Genomic DNA, 15,280 nt, shown 5'->3' with positions numbered 1-15,280 from the left:
CATCCATGGCTAAATCCAAGGGCGCGGAACTGGTCTTCGTTCCGCTCGGCGGCGTCGGCGAGATCGGCATGAACTTCGCGCTGTACGGCTACGGGCCGGCCGACAAGCGCGAATGGCTGATCGTCGATGTCGGCGTGACCTTTCCGGACGCAACACTGCCCGGCGTCGACCTCGTGCTGCCCGACTCGCGCTTCATCGAGGAGCAGCTGCCAAATCTGCGCGGCATCGTCATCACGCATGCGCATGAGGACCATTACGGTGCCTTGCTCGACATCTGGCCGAAGCTGAAGGCGCCGGTGTGGATGACGCCCTTCGCGGCCGGGTTGCTCGAGGCCAAGCGCCAGGGCGAGAGCGGCGCGCCGAAAATCCCGGTGACTGTCTACCGCGGCGGCGACACGTTCGAGGTCGGTCCCTTCAAGATCGAGGCGATTCCGGTCAGCCACTCGATCCCCGAACCGATGTCGCTGGCGATCACCTCGCCGCTCGGCACCATCGTCCATACCGGCGACTGGAAGCTCGACCCGGCGCCGGAGATCGGCCCGATGACGGACGAGGCGCGCTTCCGCGCCATCGGCGACGCCGGCGTGCTGGCGCTGATCTGCGATTCCACCAATGCCATGCGTGAAGGCGAATCTCCGTCCGAGCAGGCGGTGGGCGAGGGCCTGCGCGGCGTCATCCAGAAGGCGGCGGGCCGGGTAGCGATCACCACCTTCTCGTCGAATGTCGGTCGCGTGCGCTCGATCGCCGAGGCGGCACGCGACAGCGGCCGCCAGGTGCTGGTGCTCGGCCGCTCGCTGAAGCGTATGATCGGAGTGGCCAGTGAACTCGGCTACATGGAGGGAATTCCGCCCTTCATCGCGGAAGAGGATTACGGCTTCATCCCGCGCGAGAACCTCGTCGTCATCTGCACGGGCAGCCAGGGCGAGGGACGCGCGGCACTTGCCAAGCTGGCGCGCGACGAGATGAAGTCGGTGGCGCTGTCGCCCGGCGATACGGTCGTGTTTTCCTCGCGGACCATTCCCGGCAACGAAAAGGCGATTCTCGAGATCAAGAACCAGCTGATCGACCAGGGCATCAGGATCATCGAGGACAGCGACGCGCTGGTGCACGTCTCGGGCCATCCGCGCCGCAGCGAATTGCGCAAGATGTACGAGTGGACCCGGCCGCAGATCGGCGTGCCGGTGCATGGCGAGGCGGCGCATCTCGTCGCGCAAGGTTCGCTGATGTCGGCATCCGGCATCGGGCAGGTGGCGCAGGTGCGCGACGGCGACATGCTCCGGCTGGCGCCGGGTGCGGCTGAAATTCTCCGCAAAGTTCCGTTCGGCCGGGTCTACAAGGACGGCCGGCTGATCGGCGACGACGAAACGATGGGTATCCGCGACCGCCGCAAGCTGTCCTTTGCCGGGCATGTGGCGGTGAACGTGGTGCTCGACGAGCGCTACGAGCTGGCCGGCGATCCCGACATCGTGGCGATCGGCGTCGCGATGGTGAATGCCAAGGGCGACGACATGGAAGACGTGATGCTGGATGCGGCGATTGGCGCATTTGAAAGCATACCCCGCCAGAGGCGAAAAGATCTCGACCTGGTACAGGAGTCGGTGCGTCGCGCCGTGCGCGGTGCTGCCAACGAAGCCTGGGGCAAGAAGCCGCTGGTGACCGTCTTCGTGACGCGGTAGCAGCGAATGGAGAATGGCAAGATGGTGAAGGATAGCGGGCGGAGTCGCCGCAGGCGCGCGGTAACAAGCGCGATCGCGGACCATTCGCCGTTCACCACTCACCCTTCGCCGGCCATCTGATGCTCGGGCGCCTCAACCACGTCGCCATTGCCGTGCCTGATCTCGAGGCCGCAACGGCGGTCTATCGCGACACGCTCGGTGCTGCCGTCAGCGACAGGCAGGCGTTGCCCGAGCATGGCGTGACGGTGGTCTTCGTCGATACCGGCAACAGCAAGATCGAGCTGCTGGAGCCGCTGGGCGAAGCCTCGCCCATCGCAGCCTTCCTGACCAAGAACCCTGCCGGCGGCGTGCACCATGTCTGCTACGAGGTGGACGACATCCTGGCTGCCAGGGATCGCCTGGCTGACGCGGGCGCGCGCGTGCTGGGTGACGGAACGCCCAGGATCGGCGCGCATGGCAAGCCGGTGCTTTTCCTGCATCCCAAGGACTTCATGGGCACACTGGTCGAACTGGAGCAGAAATGAACTGGGTATCGATGACGGCGCTTTTCTTCGTCGTCTGGTGGCTGGTGCTGTTCGCCATCCTGCCTTTCGGCCTGAAGACGCAGCACGAGGAAGACGACGTGACGCTCGGCACCGTGTCGAGCGCACCGCGCGGGCCGCATGTGGTGCGTGCCATGCTGTGGACGACGCTGGTGACGGCGATCCTGATCGGGGTCTTCTACGGCCTGACCAAGGGGCTAGGCTACGGCTTCGACGACATACCGCGGCTGGTGCCCGACCTCTGAGCAGGCGAGCTCGCGCAACGAGTCACATCGCGGCTGCAAACATCTGATTGCACAAAAAAAATGCAAGGCACGAAGCCTTGCAAAATGAACGCGTCCGATCTGTTTTCCGGTAACCGGCGGCAGCGAATTCACGCGCCTAGATCGCATCCTCCCAAGACTTTGACCGCGTAGGAGAGCAAATTGAGCTTCGCTCCCTCGTTTATCGCCAGACATTAGACCAACGCCGCGCGCAATGTCACGCGGAAATTTGTCACATTGGGGGCTTCATTGTGCTGCACTGCACAATTTCTGGACAGCAGATGCTTGCCAAACGGACAGTCTGAAAATCCCGATCCGGCTCGCTTTTGTGCGGGTTTCCAACCGGCCACGAAATGGCTATGAAGCGCGTGCATGCATCGCGCATGGCATTGCCGATTCCGGCGCAACATTCTCGACCCCTTCTGACGGATCAATCATGCGGCTCTCGCGCTACTTCCTGCCTATCCTGAAAGAAAATCCGCGCGAGGCCGAGATCGTTTCTCACCGCCTCATGCTGCGCGCCGGGATGATCCGCCAGCAGGCAGCGGGCAGCTTCTCGTGGCTGCCGCTCGGCAAGCGCGTGCTCGACAAGGTCTGCCAGATCGTGCGCGAGGAACAGAACCGGGCAGGGGCGCTCGAGATCCTGATGCCGACAATCCAGGGCGCGGATCTGTGGCGCGAAAGCGGCCGCTACGACGACTACGGCAAGGAGATGCTGCGCATCAAGGACCGGCACGACCGCGACATGCTGTTCGGCCCGACCAACGAGGAAATGGTCACCGAGATCTTCCGCTCCTACGTGCGCTCCTACAAGGACCTGCCGCTCAACCTCTACCACATCCAGTGGAAGTTCCGCGACGAGGTCCGTCCGCGCTTCGGCGTGATGCGCTCTCGCGAGTTCCTGATGAAGGACGCCTATTCCTTCGATCTCGATTTCGAAGGCGCCAAGGCTGCCTACAACCGCATGTTCGTGTCCTACCTGCGCACCTTCACGCGGATGGGGCTGAAGGCGATACCGATGCGGGCCGACACCGGGCCGATCGGCGGCGATCTCAGCCACGAGTTCATCATCCTGGCCGACACCGGCGAAAGCCAGGTCTATTGCGACCGCGCCTTCCTCGACCTGCCGGTGCCCGGCGAGGACACCGACTTTGCCAACGATGCGGAAATCGGCGGCATCGTCGACGCCTGGACGACGCCCTATGCGGCGACCGACGAGATGCATGACGAGACGACGTGGGAAACCATTGCCGGCGACGACCGGCTGTCGGCGCGCGGCATCGAAGTCGGCCACATCTTCCACTTCGGCGACAAGTACTCCAAGCCGATGGGCGCCAAGGTGACCGGGCCGGACGGCAAGGACCATAGCGTCTCCATGGGCTCCTACGGCATCGGCCCGTCACGCCTGATCGCGGCGATCATCGAGGCGAGCCACGACGACAACGGCATCATCTGGCCGGAAGCCGTGGCGCCTTTCGATGTGGGCCTGATCAACATGAAGGCAGGCGATGCCGAGTGCGACCGCATCTGCGGCGAGCTCGAGGCCGCGCTGACGGCAGCCGGCAAGGACGTGCTCTACGACGACTCCGACCAGCGGCCGGGCGGCAAGTTCGCCACTGCCGACCTGATCGGCCTGCCTTGGCAAGTCATCATCGGGCCGCGCGGCGCGGCCGCCGGCGAGGCCGAGATCAAGAACCGCAAGACCGGCGAGCGTGAGACGCTGCCGATCGCGGACGTGGCGAAGCGGTTCGGCAGCACGAAATGAGCGCTGTCGCCAAGCCTGCCGGCGCCGGACCCTTTTCCGCCTTCGAGCGGCTGGTCGCCTGGCGCTACCTGCGTTCGCGCCGCAAGGAGACGGTGATCTCGGTGATCGCCTCGATCTCCTTCCTCGGCATCATGCTGGGCGTTGCCACGCTGATCGTCGTGATGGCGGTGATGAACGGCTTTCGCACGGAACTCCTGACCCGCATCCTCGGCATCAACGGTCACCTGATCGTGCAGCCGCTCGACACCCCGCTCGAGAACTATGCCGAGATCGCAAACCGCATCAACGGCGTGGCCGGCGTCAAATACGCCATCCCGCTGATCGACGGACAGGTGCTGGCCTCGGGAAGTGTCGGAGCCGGCACAGGCGCGCTGGTGCGCGGCATTCGCGGCGACGACCTCAGCAAGCTGTCGGTGGTGTCGGGCAACATCAAGCAGGGCTCGGTCGTCGGCTTCGACGATTCGGGCGGCGTCGCCATCGGCCAGCGCATGGCCAACAATCTCGGCCTCATCCTCGGCGACACGATCACGCTGATCTCGCCAGACGGCGACGTCACCCCGCTCGGCGCGTCGCCACGGGTGAAGGGCTACCCTGTGATTGCGATCTTCGACGTCGGCATGTCGGAATTCGATTCCTCGGTCATCTTCATGCCGTTCGCCGAGTCGCAGCTCTATTTCAACATGGAAGGCCGCGCCCAGACCATCGAGGTCTTCGTCGACCGTCCGGACGATGTCGACTCGCTGCGCGGCGACGTCGAGGTTGCGACGCAGCGCCAGGTCTTCATCTCGGACTGGCGGCAGCGCAACCAGACCTTCTTTTCCGCGCTACAGGTCGAGCGCAACGTGATGTTCATGATCCTGACGCTGATCGTGCTGGTGGCGGCGCTCAACATCATCTCCGGCCTTATCATGCTGGTGAAGGACAAGGGGCGGGACATCGCCATCCTGCGCACCATGGGCGCCTCGCGCGGCGCCATACTGCGCATCTTCCTGATGACAGGAGCGGCCATCGGCGTGACCGGCACGATAGCCGGCGTGCTGCTCGGCATCGTCATCTGCCTCAACGTCGAATCCATCCGCCAGTTCTTCTCTTGGATTTCGGGGACCATCCTGTTCAATCCGGAACTCTACTTCCTCAGCCAGCTGCCGGCCGAGATGAACCTTGGCGAGACGCTGTCGGTGGTGCTGATGGCGCTGGTTCTGTCATTCATCGCGACCATCTTCCCGGCCTGGCGCGCCGCAAAGCTCGATCCGGTCGAAGCACTGAGGTACGAGTGAGCGACCCCATCATCGAACTGAAGAGCGTCGAGCGCCACTATGTGCAGGGCCAGCGCAAGCTGACGATCCTGAACGGCGCCGATTTTTCGCTGGTGCCCGGCGAGATGGTGGCGCTGGTTGCGCCGTCCGGCGCCGGCAAGTCGACGCTGCTGCACACGGCAGGCCTGCTGGAGCGTCCGGACGCCGGTGACGTGATCCTGGCCGGACGCGCCTGCGGGCGGCTCTCCGACGACGAGCGCACGGCGATCCGGCGCAACGACATCGGCTTCGTCTACCAGTTCCATCACCTGCTGCCCGAGTTCTCGGCGCTCGAAAACATCATGATGCCGCAGATCATCAAGGGCCTGCCGCAGGCCGAGGCGAAGGCGCGCTCCGAACAGCTGCTCGACTACATGCAGATCGGCAAGCGAGCGCATCACCGGCCGTCCGAGCTTTCGGGCGGCGAACAGCAGCGCGTGGCGATCGCCCGCGCGGTGGCCAACGCGCCGCTTATCCTGCTCGCCGACGAACCGACCGGCAACCTCGATCCGGTCACCGCCTCCTACGTGTTCGACGCACTGGCGGCGCTGGTCAAGCAATCGGGCCTGGCGGCGCTGATCGCCACGCACAACCACGAGCTTGCCTCGCGCATGGACCGGCGCGTGACATTGCAGGACGGCAAGGTGGTGCCGCTGGAAAAGGCCTAGCGCCTGCGCCTGGCGCTCGTTGCCCGGCGACATTCTTCCCATCACGAAAACATGACCGGGACGGCGGATCGTCTCGCGGCGGCCTCAAGCGCCCGGTAACCAATGCTTAACCCTGCGGTTAACGCAGCGTTTGACATTTGAACAAAATGAGAACAAACAAGGAATAGATCAACAACAGGAGAGATTCCCATGACCGACCTGATCCAGGATGTCGTCTCGCTTGTGTGCATGAGCACCTTCCTCGTTTCTGTCGCGCTGTGGATTGGCGCCTTCTAAAACGGCCTCTGGCCCTCGGACGGCGCGCGCCCTTGCGCCGTCATTAAGTCTTTCTTCTCACCGACGCCGATAGGTTTTCCGCGATCCTGCGGAGTGATGTCCTTGACGCTTCTCGTGTCGGCGCTGTTGGTGGCGCTCAACATAGGCCTGATTTTCCTGTTGCTGGCGGCGCCCGTCGGCGTCAGGACGTTCAGGATATCAAAACTCATTCCGGTCGGCCGCGAGCGGCTGTGGAGCGCGCTTTGGCCGCTCGGCGACAATGCCGACTGGTCGGGCGAATATATCGGCGCGGAGCCGGTCGAGGGTGATTCCGGACTCGCGCGCCTGAAGCTCAGATGGGAGAGCCGCGATGGCAGCCCGATCGAGCGCACCGTCAGGCTCGAGGATGTCGTGCAGGGCAGGCGGTTTGCCATGCGCGTGGTCGACGACAGCTCGCTCGACCCGTCCTTCTGGTCGAATTACCGTGAGACAACCGATCTTGCGCTGCGCGACGACGGCGTGCTGGTGACGCTGACGCGCACCGACCGCTACCGCGGCCTTGCCTTTCTGGTGTTCCGCTACTTCGCGCTGAGGCGCGAGATGCGCAAGCTGAAGATCTGGGCCGAGACGGGCAAGTACCGCTCGGGCGGGCTGTTCGAGCATCCGGCAAGCCAGGTCGGCTTTGCCGTGCTGTCGGCCTTCCTGCTGTGGCCGCTGTTCGGCCTGACGCCCGGCGGGCTGGTGCTCGCCTTCGTGATGACCAGCGTGGTGGCGTTGCATGAGCTCGGTCACATGGCGGCCTTCCGCCTGATGGGGCACCGGCGGGTGAGGATGATCTTCCTGCCGCTGCTTGGCGGCATCGCCATCGGCGGCAGGCCCTATGACAGCCGCTTCGAGGTGGCCTTCGTCGCGCTGATGGGGGCGGGCTTTTCGGCCTTTCTCGTGCCGCTGGCGATTGCCTCCAGCAGCTATGCCTCGGCCGCCGGATGGAGCCTTGCCGCCATGCTGCTCGCTGCACTTGCCGGCTGCATGGCACTGTTCAACATCGCCAACCTGGTCCCGGTGTGGAAATTCGACGGCGGACAGGTGCTGCGCCAGATCTGCCCCAGCCCTCCGCTGCTGGCGCTCGCCTCGTTCCTGCTGCTCGGCGGCTTCCTGGCGGTAGCAAGCTGGGCCGGCATGCAGACATGGTTCATCGCCGCCGTCGGCGCGGTGTTCGCGATCCTCAGCCTGCTGACGGCGGGCGGCGGCATAAAGCCGCGCTACGAACTGAAGCCGATCGGCGTGTTCGACCGCTTCGCCATCGGCGCAGCACTGCTCGCCGTCTTCGCCATCCACGGCTTTGGCCTGATCTGGGCCGTCTCGAAGATCGCCTGAGCCTGCCTCAGTCGCCGACAGCGACGCCCTCGCGGCGTGGATCGGCGCCGCCGGTCAGTCCGTCCGGACCGATGGCAATGCCGTGCAGGCCGGAATTCTGGTCACCGATCCGCGTCTTGTAGCCGAGCGCCTCGAGTTCGGGCGCGAGGCCTTCTGCCCAGGTTCCCGCCTCGAGGTCGTAGGTGCCGAAGCGGTTGTGCAGATGCGGCAACGCGATCGCCTGCTGCATGTCGAGCTTCCAGTCGATCAGCGCAATCAACGTGGTCGCGACGTAGGGAATGATGCTCGAGCCGCCCGGCGAGCCGAGCGCGTAGACCGGCTTGCCGTCGGCCAGAACGATGGTCGGCGACATGGATGAGCGCGGCCGCTTGCCGGGCTCCACCCGGTTGGCGACGGCTTCGCCGTCCTGCTCGGGCGCGAAGGAGAAATCGGTCAGCTGGTTGTTGAGCAGGAAGCCGGCCACGAATTGGCGCGAGCCGAAGGCATTCTCGACCGAACTTGTCATCGACAGGACGTTGCCGGCATCGTCGACGATGGTGAAGTGGCTGGTCGAGGGCATGTCGAGCGAGACGCCGTCGATGCGCAGCTCGGCCTTGTCCCAGGGCGGCGAACCGGCGGTCACCGCTTCGTCGGGCAGGGCGGTAGGCCGGCGCAGCAGGGCCGAGCGCGATTGCAGGTAGCCGGCGTTCAGAAGCCCCTTGGGGATGGAGACGAAGTCGCTGTCGGCCATGTAGCGGCCGCGGTCGGCGAAGGCGAGCCGCGTCGCGTCGCCGATGATGCGCCAGCTCTCGGGATCGTCCGGGCCGAGTGCCGCCAGGTAGAAAGGCTCGACCATGCCGAGAATCTGGCCGATGGTCAGCGCGCCGGAGGAGGGCGGACCCATGCCGCAGACCGACAGGCCGCGATAGGGCGCGCAGACGGCCGGGCGCTCCTTGACCTGGTAGGCGGCAAGGTCGCCGGCTGAGAGACCACCGGGATTGGTTTCGTGACCCTGCACCGCCGTTACGATGCTGTCGGCTACCCCGCCGCTGTAGAAGGCGTCGGCGCCGCCCGCCTGCATGGCCTTCAGCGTGGCAGCGTAATCCGGATTGCGCAGGATCGTCCCCTCGGCGAGGGGGGCGCCATCGGAAGCGTAGAAATAGGCGCGGGCGGCGGGCTGGCTGTCCAGCTTGCCGGCATCGCCCGCAATCAGCGTGTGGAGCCGCGCCGAAACGGCAAAGCCTTTCTCGGCAAGCTCGACAGCGGGCTGCAGCAGCCCGGCCCAGTCGCGCTTGCCGTATTTCGCCTGCACCGTCTCGAGCAGGCGCGGCACGCCCGGCACGCCGACCGAGCGGCCGCCGACGACGGCCTCGAAGAAGCCGAGCGGCTTGCCGTCCGGGCCCATGAAGAGGTCGGGCGTCGCCGAGGCCGGCGCGGTCTCGCGGCCGTCGAAGGTGGTGACGGTGCCGCTTGCCGCATCGTACCAGACGAGGAAGGCGCCGCCGCCTAGCCCGGAGGATTGCGGCTCAACGAGGCCAAGCACGGTCTGCACGGCGACCAGCGCGTCTGCGGCGTTGCCGCCGTTGCGCAGCACGTCAAGTCCCGCCTCTGCGGCAAGCGGGTTGGCCGCGGCGACCATATGGCTTCTGGCCTTGACCGCCTGGCGCTCGGTGACGGCGGAGGGCGCCTCTGGCGCGACGGCGTCGGCGGCCTGCTGGGCCGCGGCTGGCCCGGCGAGGAGCGCGATGAGTGCCGCCAGCGCGGACAGTCTTTCGAGCCGTCTGATCATGCCGCTAGCCTGCCTTCCTGGCCGCGGACGGCGCCGTTTCCCGCGCCGGGCCGAAGACCTCCGCAAAGGCCGACTTCAGGGCCAGGTCGAGGTCGGCCATGGTGACCGGCAGGCCGAGGTCGACCAGGCTGGTGACGCCGTGATCGGCGACCCCGCAGGGCACGATGCCGGAGAAATGCGACAGGTCGGGCTCGACGTTGATGGCGATGCCGTGGAAGCTGACCCAGCGCCTCAGCCTTATGCCGATCGCCGCGATCTTGTCTTCGGCGGGCGAGCCGTCCGGTGATGCAGGGCGGTCGGGCCGCACGACCCAGACGCCGACGCGGTCCTCGCGCCGCTCGCCCCTGACGTTGAAGCGGTCGAGGGTGGCGATGATCCACTCTTCGAGCGCGGCGACGAAGGCGCGGACGTCCTCGCGCCGCCGCTTGAGGTCGAGCATGACATAGGCCACCCGCTGGCCGGGGCCGTGATAGGTGTATTCACCGCCGCGGCCGGCCTCGAACACGGGGAACCTGTCGGGTTCGACGAGGTCGTCGCTGCGGGCGCTGGTGCCTGCCGTGTAGAGCGGCGGATGCTCGACCAGCCAGACCAGCTCGCCGGCCTCGCCCTTGCGGATGGCGTCGGCGCGCGCCTCCATGAAGGCCAGCGCTTCAGCATAGGCGGTGAGCCCCGGTTCGATTCGCCATTCGACCGGGTGGGAACCGGGCGACGGCATAAAGGAAGCCGCGATCTGGCTGCGTTGCATGGGGTGGTCTCCGTGGCGTTGTCATCATATGGCGACGGGCCGCAGAAAGGTAAAGTTTTGCAGCTTTTCTACCGCCGGGCGGCGGGTGCGGGCCGCATTGTCGCGTCCCGCCGAATAATGCCGGATGCTCACTTGTTTCGCCGGATGCTATTTGCTACACGCCGCGAGCCGGTTCGTTCCGGCCTACCACGTGCGGTCGTGGCGGAATTGGTAGACGCGCAGCGTTGAGGTCGCTGTGGGGCAACCCGTGGAAGTTCGAGTCTTCTCGACCGCACCATTTTTCCAGCTCATTCCCTCAGAGGTTTCAGCGGCCATCCGGCACTGCCGGGAGGGGCAGGCTGGCGTTCGTGTGGACGCCAAAGCGGGGGCCTTCATGATGCCAGGCCGTTCCGTCTCGCCCCGAGGCGATGGATCTCTTGGCCAGCATGTGGCGCTTTGCGGGAACATTCGGTCCGAAAACCTGTTGCTTTCTCAAGCACCTCCGACCGGAGGCACAGTGAGAATGACAGGAAGGACCCATGTCTCTAAGCAAGACCGCCCTGATACCGATGATGTTCGCGTCGATGGCCTGTGTGCAGTCGGCGTCCGCACAGACGACCGGACCGACCGAAGAGGCGCCCGGCTCACCCTGCCAGGTGACGCCCGGAGAACAACCGGACGGCGGCTCGCTGACGGACACGCTCGACGAATGCAACGGCGTGCTGAAGCCGCCTGCAGTAGGCGATCCGGACATGGTTGAGCAGGCACCCGACGTCGGTGAAACGCCGGTGATTCCGCCGGCCGAACTGCCAGAGCAGCAGGACCGGAACGGCAATGGCGAGGCGGCGCCGGAGAGTGCTGCGAGCTACAGTGCCGGGCATATCGTCGACGCTATCGGCGCGGCGGGCACGATGGCCGACAGGCTGAAAACGGGCGAGGCGCAGTCCATCGAGGTGCGCGACATATCGATCCTGTTCGACGGCATAGACGCGGCAGTGATCAACGCTTCGCTCGCCGTCCATGCAGACGAAATCGAGCGGCTTAGGGAAGCCGTCCGCAATGACAGCCGCCTGTCAGAAGTCCTCGCCGAAAGAGGTCTTGCGCCGGCCGGCGTCGTGGCCGCCGAGATGGACGCTTCGGGCAGCCTCGTCATCTTCGCCCGCTGACCCCACGGGCACCGGCGTCCGGCCGCGCCCGAGGGCGTGCGTCGCCCCGCGCAGCTGCCTGTTGGAGCGTATTTCGTTTGGTAATCAGGCGGTATGCGCGCTAGACCTGACCTCGAATCTTTCGCGGAATCCGGATCAGGGAGGCGCCGTTGGACGAACAGCACGACACGACGCCCGCCGACGAAACGGCCGAGGCGCCCGATACCGGAATCTATGGCGAAGACGGCGTCATCCTCGCCACGTTCCTGGCCCATGTCGGCGCGGCGATCGCCAACCGCGACATCCTCGTGCTCAAGCAGGATGTCGGCGACCTGCATCAGTCGGAGCTCGGCGACCTGCTCGAGGCGCTGCTGCCGGAGCAACGGCGCGCGCTGGTCGAACTTCTCGGCAAGGACTTCGACTTTTCCTCGCTGACCGAGGTCGACGAGGCCATCCGCCTCGACATCGTGGACAACCTGCCCAACGAGCAGATCGCGCAGGCCGTCCAGGAACTCGATTCCGATGACGCGGTCTACATCCTGGAGGATCTCGACCAGGAAGACCAGGACGAGATCCTGGCGCAGCTGCCGTTCACGGAACGCATCCGGCTGCGCCGCTCGCTGGCCTATCCGGAAGAGAGCGCCGGTCGGCGCATGCAGACCGAATTCGTCGCCGTGCCGCCATTCTGGACGGTCGGCCAGACGATCGACTACATGCGCGAGGACAACAACCTGCCCGAGCGCTTCAGCCAGATTTTCGTCATCGACCCGACCTTCAAGCTGCTCGGCGCCATCGATCTAGACCAGGTGCTGCGTGCCAAGCGCACGGTCAAGATCGAAGACATCATGCACGAGACGAGGCATGCCATCCCGGCCACGATGGACCAGGAAGAGGCCGCCCGCGAATTCGAGCAGTACGATCTCCTGTCGGCCGCCGTCGTCGACGAGAATGAGCGGCTGGTCGGCGTGCTGACCATCGACGACGTCGTCGACGTGATCCAGCAGGAGGCCGAAGAAGACTTGATGCGCATGGGCGGCGTCGGCGACGAGGAACTGTCCGACACCGTGATGACGACCTCGCGCGCGCGCCTGCCTTGGCTGACCGTCAACCTGGCGACGGCGATCCTCGCCTCGCTGGTGATCGGGCTGTTCGACGCCACGATCCAGCAGATGGTGGCCCTGGCCGTCCTGATGCCGATCGTCGCCTCCATGGGCGGCAACGCCGCCACCCAGACAATGACCGTCACGGTGCGCGCGCTGGCGACCAAGGACATCGACATCTACAATGCCAGCCGCATCATCCGCCGCGAGGCGACCGTCGGCGCGCTGAACGGCGTCTTCTTCGCCGTCGTCGTCGGTATCGTCGCGGGCCTCTGGTTCGCCGACCCCAGCCTCGGGCAGATCATCGCCGTGGCCATGATCATCAACATGATGGCGGCAGCACTTGCAGGCATCCTGATCCCGCTTGTGCTCGACCGTTTCGGTATCGATCCGGCAATCGCCTCCTCGGTCTTCGTGACCACGGTGACCGATGTCGTCGGCTTCTTCGCTTTCCTTGGGCTGGCGAGCTGGTGGCTCGGCATAGGCTGAGCGCATCATACGGATTCGATTGCGCAATTTCCCAAAATTTGACTTTGACGTAAATGCAATGCCAAAGTCCGCGCGCTGGGGACGTTGGGGACACGAAACACGATGCGGGAATATTATTCGATCACGGAATTGACCCGTGAGTTCGGCATATCGACGCGAACGCTGAGGTTTTACGAGGACGAGGGGCTGATCCAGCCGGTGCGGCGGGGGCGCACGCGCCTGTTCAAGCCGTCAGACCGGCATCTTGTGCGGCAGATACTGCGTGGCAAGCGGCTCGGTTTCTCGATCAACGAGATCCGCGAAATCATCCAGATGTACAAGGCGCCGCCGGGCGAGGTGGGGCAACTCAAGCTGATGATCCGGCGGATCGAGGAAAAGCGCGAGGACCTGCGCCAGAAACGCCGCGACCTCGAGGAGACGCTGGCCGAACTCGACCAGGCCGAGGAGTCCTGCGTCGAGCGGCTTGCCGAACTCGGCGTCAATACCTGAGCCGACAGGCGCGGTTCAGATCCAGCGACGCACCCGCTTCGAATAATCGTGGAAACGCTTGCCGAATTTCTCGAGCAGGATCCTTTCCTCGCGCTCGATGGCGACCTTCTGGGTGATGAACGCGCAGACGATGGCCAGCACCAGGAACCAGGCGATGCCTGAGACCAGCCCGACGCCAATGAGGAGCAGCGCGTCGGCGAGATAGATCGGGTTGCGGGTGATCGAGAAAGGCCCGCTGATGACGAGATGGTCGGGCGTCGCATTCGGGTTGATCGTCGTCTTGGCGCGCATCATCGTCCGCACGGCCGTGTAGAACAGCGCGGCGAACCCGAGCAGGCACAGCCAGCCCGCGCCGACCAGAATGTCGGAGAAGGGCGAGTTGAACCACGGCAGGGGGTAGAAGGCGTGCAGGATCAGGCTGACCGCGATGCCCGCCATGAAGATCAGCGGCGGCAACGGGATGATGCTTGGCTTCTTGCCGGCTTCGCTCATCGTAACTCCCCCTCAGGCATGGCGTTGTCCGTCTCGACGGTGCAGGCTTCCGCGGAACCCTCCACCCTGGAGCGCAGGTCGGGGTCCTCGTCCCCGGCAATCACCCTATCGAAAGTCCCCTCGGTCTGCAGCTTTTCGATCATGCATACACAGTAGCGCGTGCAGAATTCGCTGTCGCGGCTGTCATTGCAGGCGCGCTCGCATGACCTCAGGAACAGCACGTCGGGGCTTTCGACAGCGGGCGGCGCGACCTGCGCGAAGATCCAGACGCAAGCGATCAGCACGGGCTGGTGGATCAGGTAGACGGCAAGGCTGTGGCGGCCGGCAAAGGCCGCCGGTTGAGCCCAGCGCCCGCTGCGGATCGCGGCGAGGCGGTCAAGCAGGCCGCTGCTCCTGGCGAGTTTCGCCACTGCGATGCCTGCCAGCACGGCTGCGAACCACGGGAAGACGGGGACATAGTCGTTGGAACGGGGGTAGGCCTCCGACAAGCCGGTCCACCACCACCAGGGCGCATCGAAAAAGGCGGCGCGCAGGAAGTGCGGCGCGGCGACGACCAGGCCGGCGGCAACCAGGGTCAGCACGGCGGGCAGCCGGACGAAGGCTAGCCCAAGCACGCTGGCGAGCGCGATCTGGTGCAGGATGCCGAAGAAGATGAAGCTGTCGGGCGTGGCGAAATAGGTCGCGATCGAGATGGCCAGCGCCGCGCCGGCGACCATCGCAAGCCGGCGCCAGTAACCACGCCACCTGATGCCGTCGGCATGGGCCAGAAACAGGCTGACGCCAGCGAGGAAAAGGAAGCTTGAGGCGATCGAGCGGGCAAAGATCTTCCAGCCGCCAACCGCCGTCATTCCCGGATCGACATAGCCGAAAAATTCGAGATCCCAGGCAAAATGGTAGACCGCCATGGCGAGCAGCGCGACACCGCGCGCAATGTCGATGGCGTTGATGCGCTGTCTGGGCTGCGGCTTGTCTGGCACTTTGACTTATCTATCCGGCAGTTGCTGGATTCGGCTGATCTGTTGAATCACCGTTAGCACGAGCGGGCTAGAACGAAATACAGGAAATGGATGGTGGGCGCGAGCGCCTGCAAGGGATCGCCGCCTTGAATTCTGCGCCGGGCCTTGGGCCAGAATGCACCAAACGATAGCCAGCCCGGATTTGCGCCGCTTTCAGGTCGGTTTCCTGTTATCGGCCGGGGCTCGCGCCTGCATATCTTGTCCGGTCGCACGATT

The 15,280-nt window shown here is 65.2% G+C and carries 14 protein-coding genes and 1 tRNA gene; 11 read left to right on the top strand and 4 right to left on the bottom strand.

Going from position 1 to position 15,280, the window contains the following annotated elements:
* Positions 1–5 precede the first annotated feature (5 nt).
* The 7 genes from ACT2BZ_RS21415 to ACT2BZ_RS21385 all read left to right on the top strand — a co-directional run bounded on the left by ACT2BZ_RS21415 (position 6) and on the right by ACT2BZ_RS21385 (position 7,841).
* Complete coding sequence (locus tag ACT2BZ_RS21415; RefSeq protein ID WP_457937591.1) at positions 6–1,676, top strand: ribonuclease J; 1,671 nt, start codon at positions 6–8, stop codon at positions 1,674–1,676.
* 119 nt (positions 1,677–1,795) lie between these two features.
* A complete protein-coding gene (gene mce / locus ACT2BZ_RS21410) occupies positions 1,796–2,200 on the top strand; it encodes a methylmalonyl-CoA epimerase (RefSeq protein WP_457937590.1) in 405 nt (134 codons plus the stop codon).
* Positions 2,197–2,463 carry a DUF1467 family protein gene (locus tag ACT2BZ_RS21405; RefSeq protein ID WP_457937589.1) on the top strand — a complete coding sequence of 89 codons (267 nt, stop codon included), beginning with the start codon at positions 2,197–2,199 and terminating at the stop codon, positions 2,461–2,463. Before mce ends, ACT2BZ_RS21405 begins: the two co-directional genes overlap by 4 nt.
* A gap of 454 nt (positions 2,464–2,917) precedes the next feature.
* Entirely contained in the window at positions 2,918–4,246 is a 1,329-nt protein-coding gene (proS, locus tag ACT2BZ_RS21400; protein ID WP_457937588.1) for a proline--tRNA ligase, read from the top strand.
* A complete protein-coding gene (locus tag ACT2BZ_RS21395; RefSeq protein ID WP_457937587.1) occupies positions 4,243–5,523 on the top strand; it encodes a lipoprotein-releasing ABC transporter permease subunit in 1,281 nt (426 codons plus the stop codon). The genes proS and ACT2BZ_RS21395 overlap by 4 nt, the downstream gene beginning before the upstream one ends.
* On the top strand, positions 5,520–6,209 hold the full coding sequence (locus ACT2BZ_RS21390; RefSeq protein ID WP_457937586.1) for an ABC transporter ATP-binding protein: 690 nt from the start codon (positions 5,520–5,522) through the stop codon (positions 6,207–6,209). Before ACT2BZ_RS21395 ends, ACT2BZ_RS21390 begins: the two co-directional genes overlap by 4 nt.
* Before the next feature lie 378 nt (positions 6,210–6,587).
* Positions 6,588–7,841 (top strand): site-2 protease family protein, encoded by a 1,254-nt coding sequence (locus ACT2BZ_RS21385; RefSeq protein ID WP_457937585.1) that lies wholly within the window; start codon positions 6,588–6,590, stop codon positions 7,839–7,841.
* Between the two features lie 7 nt (positions 7,842–7,848).
* Here the strand turns inward: ACT2BZ_RS21385 and ggt are convergent, their stop codons facing one another.
* Both ggt and lipB read right to left on the bottom strand, forming a co-directional pair.
* Positions 7,849–9,609: a gamma-glutamyltransferase gene (ggt, locus tag ACT2BZ_RS21380; protein WP_457937583.1), complete on the bottom strand. Its 1,761-nt coding sequence runs from the start codon at positions 9,607–9,609 to the stop codon at positions 7,849–7,851.
* 4 nt (positions 9,610–9,613) lie between these two features.
* Entirely contained in the window at positions 9,614–10,354 is a 741-nt protein-coding gene (lipB, locus tag ACT2BZ_RS21375; RefSeq protein ID WP_457937581.1) for a lipoyl(octanoyl) transferase LipB, read from the bottom strand.
* A gap of 192 nt (positions 10,355–10,546) precedes the next feature.
* On the opposite strand from lipB, the gene ACT2BZ_RS21370 reads away from it, so the two are divergent.
* The 4 genes from ACT2BZ_RS21370 (at position 10,547) to ACT2BZ_RS21355 (ending at position 13,556) form a co-directional block, all read left to right on the top strand.
* Positions 10,547–10,631 (top strand) — tRNA-Leu (locus tag ACT2BZ_RS21370).
* A gap of 241 nt (positions 10,632–10,872) precedes the next feature.
* Entirely contained in the window at positions 10,873–11,499 is a 627-nt protein-coding gene (locus ACT2BZ_RS21365) for a hypothetical protein (protein ID WP_457937580.1), read from the top strand.
* A 149-nt stretch (positions 11,500–11,648) separates the two neighbouring features.
* The gene (gene mgtE, locus ACT2BZ_RS21360; RefSeq protein ID WP_457937578.1) at positions 11,649–13,067 is read left to right on the top strand and encodes a magnesium transporter; all 1,419 of its coding nucleotides are present in this window, start codon (positions 11,649–11,651) and stop codon (positions 13,065–13,067) included.
* Between the two features lie 102 nt (positions 13,068–13,169).
* On the top strand, positions 13,170–13,556 hold the full coding sequence (locus tag ACT2BZ_RS21355; RefSeq protein WP_457937577.1) for a MerR family transcriptional regulator: 387 nt from the start codon (positions 13,170–13,172) through the stop codon (positions 13,554–13,556).
* Between the two features lie 15 nt (positions 13,557–13,571).
* Here the strand turns inward: ACT2BZ_RS21355 and ACT2BZ_RS21350 are convergent, their stop codons facing one another.
* A complete protein-coding gene (locus tag ACT2BZ_RS21350) occupies positions 13,572–14,048 on the bottom strand; it encodes a methyltransferase family protein (protein ID WP_457937576.1) in 477 nt (158 codons plus the stop codon).
* Positions 14,045–15,025 carry a heparan-alpha-glucosaminide N-acetyltransferase gene (locus ACT2BZ_RS21345; protein WP_457937575.1) on the bottom strand — a complete coding sequence of 327 codons (981 nt, stop codon included), beginning with the start codon at positions 15,023–15,025 and terminating at the stop codon, positions 14,045–14,047. Before ACT2BZ_RS21345 ends, ACT2BZ_RS21350 begins: the two co-directional genes overlap by 4 nt.
* Positions 15,026–15,280: the final 255 nt, after the last annotated feature.

This window comes from Mesorhizobium sp. 10J20-29 (genome assembly GCF_054130485.1).
Note: the sequence above shows the minus strand (reverse complement) of the source record. Positions and strands in the feature narration are given on the sequence as shown.

Excerpts from the sequence above, each read along its gene's own strand:
- ACT2BZ_RS21415 (WP_457937591.1), top strand. The coding sequence starts at position 6 with ATGGCTAAATCCAAGGGCGCGGAACTGGTCTTCGTTCCGCTCGGCGGC.
- mce (WP_457937590.1), top strand. The coding sequence starts at position 1,796 with ATGCTCGGGCGCCTCAACCACGTCGCCATTGCCGTGCCTGATCTCGAG.
- ACT2BZ_RS21405 (WP_457937589.1), top strand. The coding sequence starts at position 2,197 with ATGAACTGGGTATCGATGACGGCGCTTTTCTTCGTCGTCTGGTGGCTG.
- proS (WP_457937588.1), top strand. The coding sequence starts at position 2,918 with ATGCGGCTCTCGCGCTACTTCCTGCCTATCCTGAAAGAAAATCCGCGC.
- ACT2BZ_RS21395 (WP_457937587.1), top strand. The coding sequence starts at position 4,243 with ATGAGCGCTGTCGCCAAGCCTGCCGGCGCCGGACCCTTTTCCGCCTTC.
- ggt (WP_457937583.1), bottom strand. The coding sequence starts at position 9,609 with ATGATCAGACGGCTCGAAAGACTGTCCGCGCTGGCGGCACTCATCGCG.
- lipB (WP_457937581.1), bottom strand. The coding sequence starts at position 10,354 with ATGCAACGCAGCCAGATCGCGGCTTCCTTTATGCCGTCGCCCGGTTCC.
- ACT2BZ_RS21365 (WP_457937580.1), top strand. The coding sequence starts at position 10,873 with ATGTCTCTAAGCAAGACCGCCCTGATACCGATGATGTTCGCGTCGATG.
- ACT2BZ_RS21355 (WP_457937577.1), top strand. The coding sequence starts at position 13,170 with ATGCGGGAATATTATTCGATCACGGAATTGACCCGTGAGTTCGGCATA.
- ACT2BZ_RS21350 (WP_457937576.1), bottom strand. The coding sequence starts at position 14,048 with ATGAGCGAAGCCGGCAAGAAGCCAAGCATCATCCCGTTGCCGCCGCTG.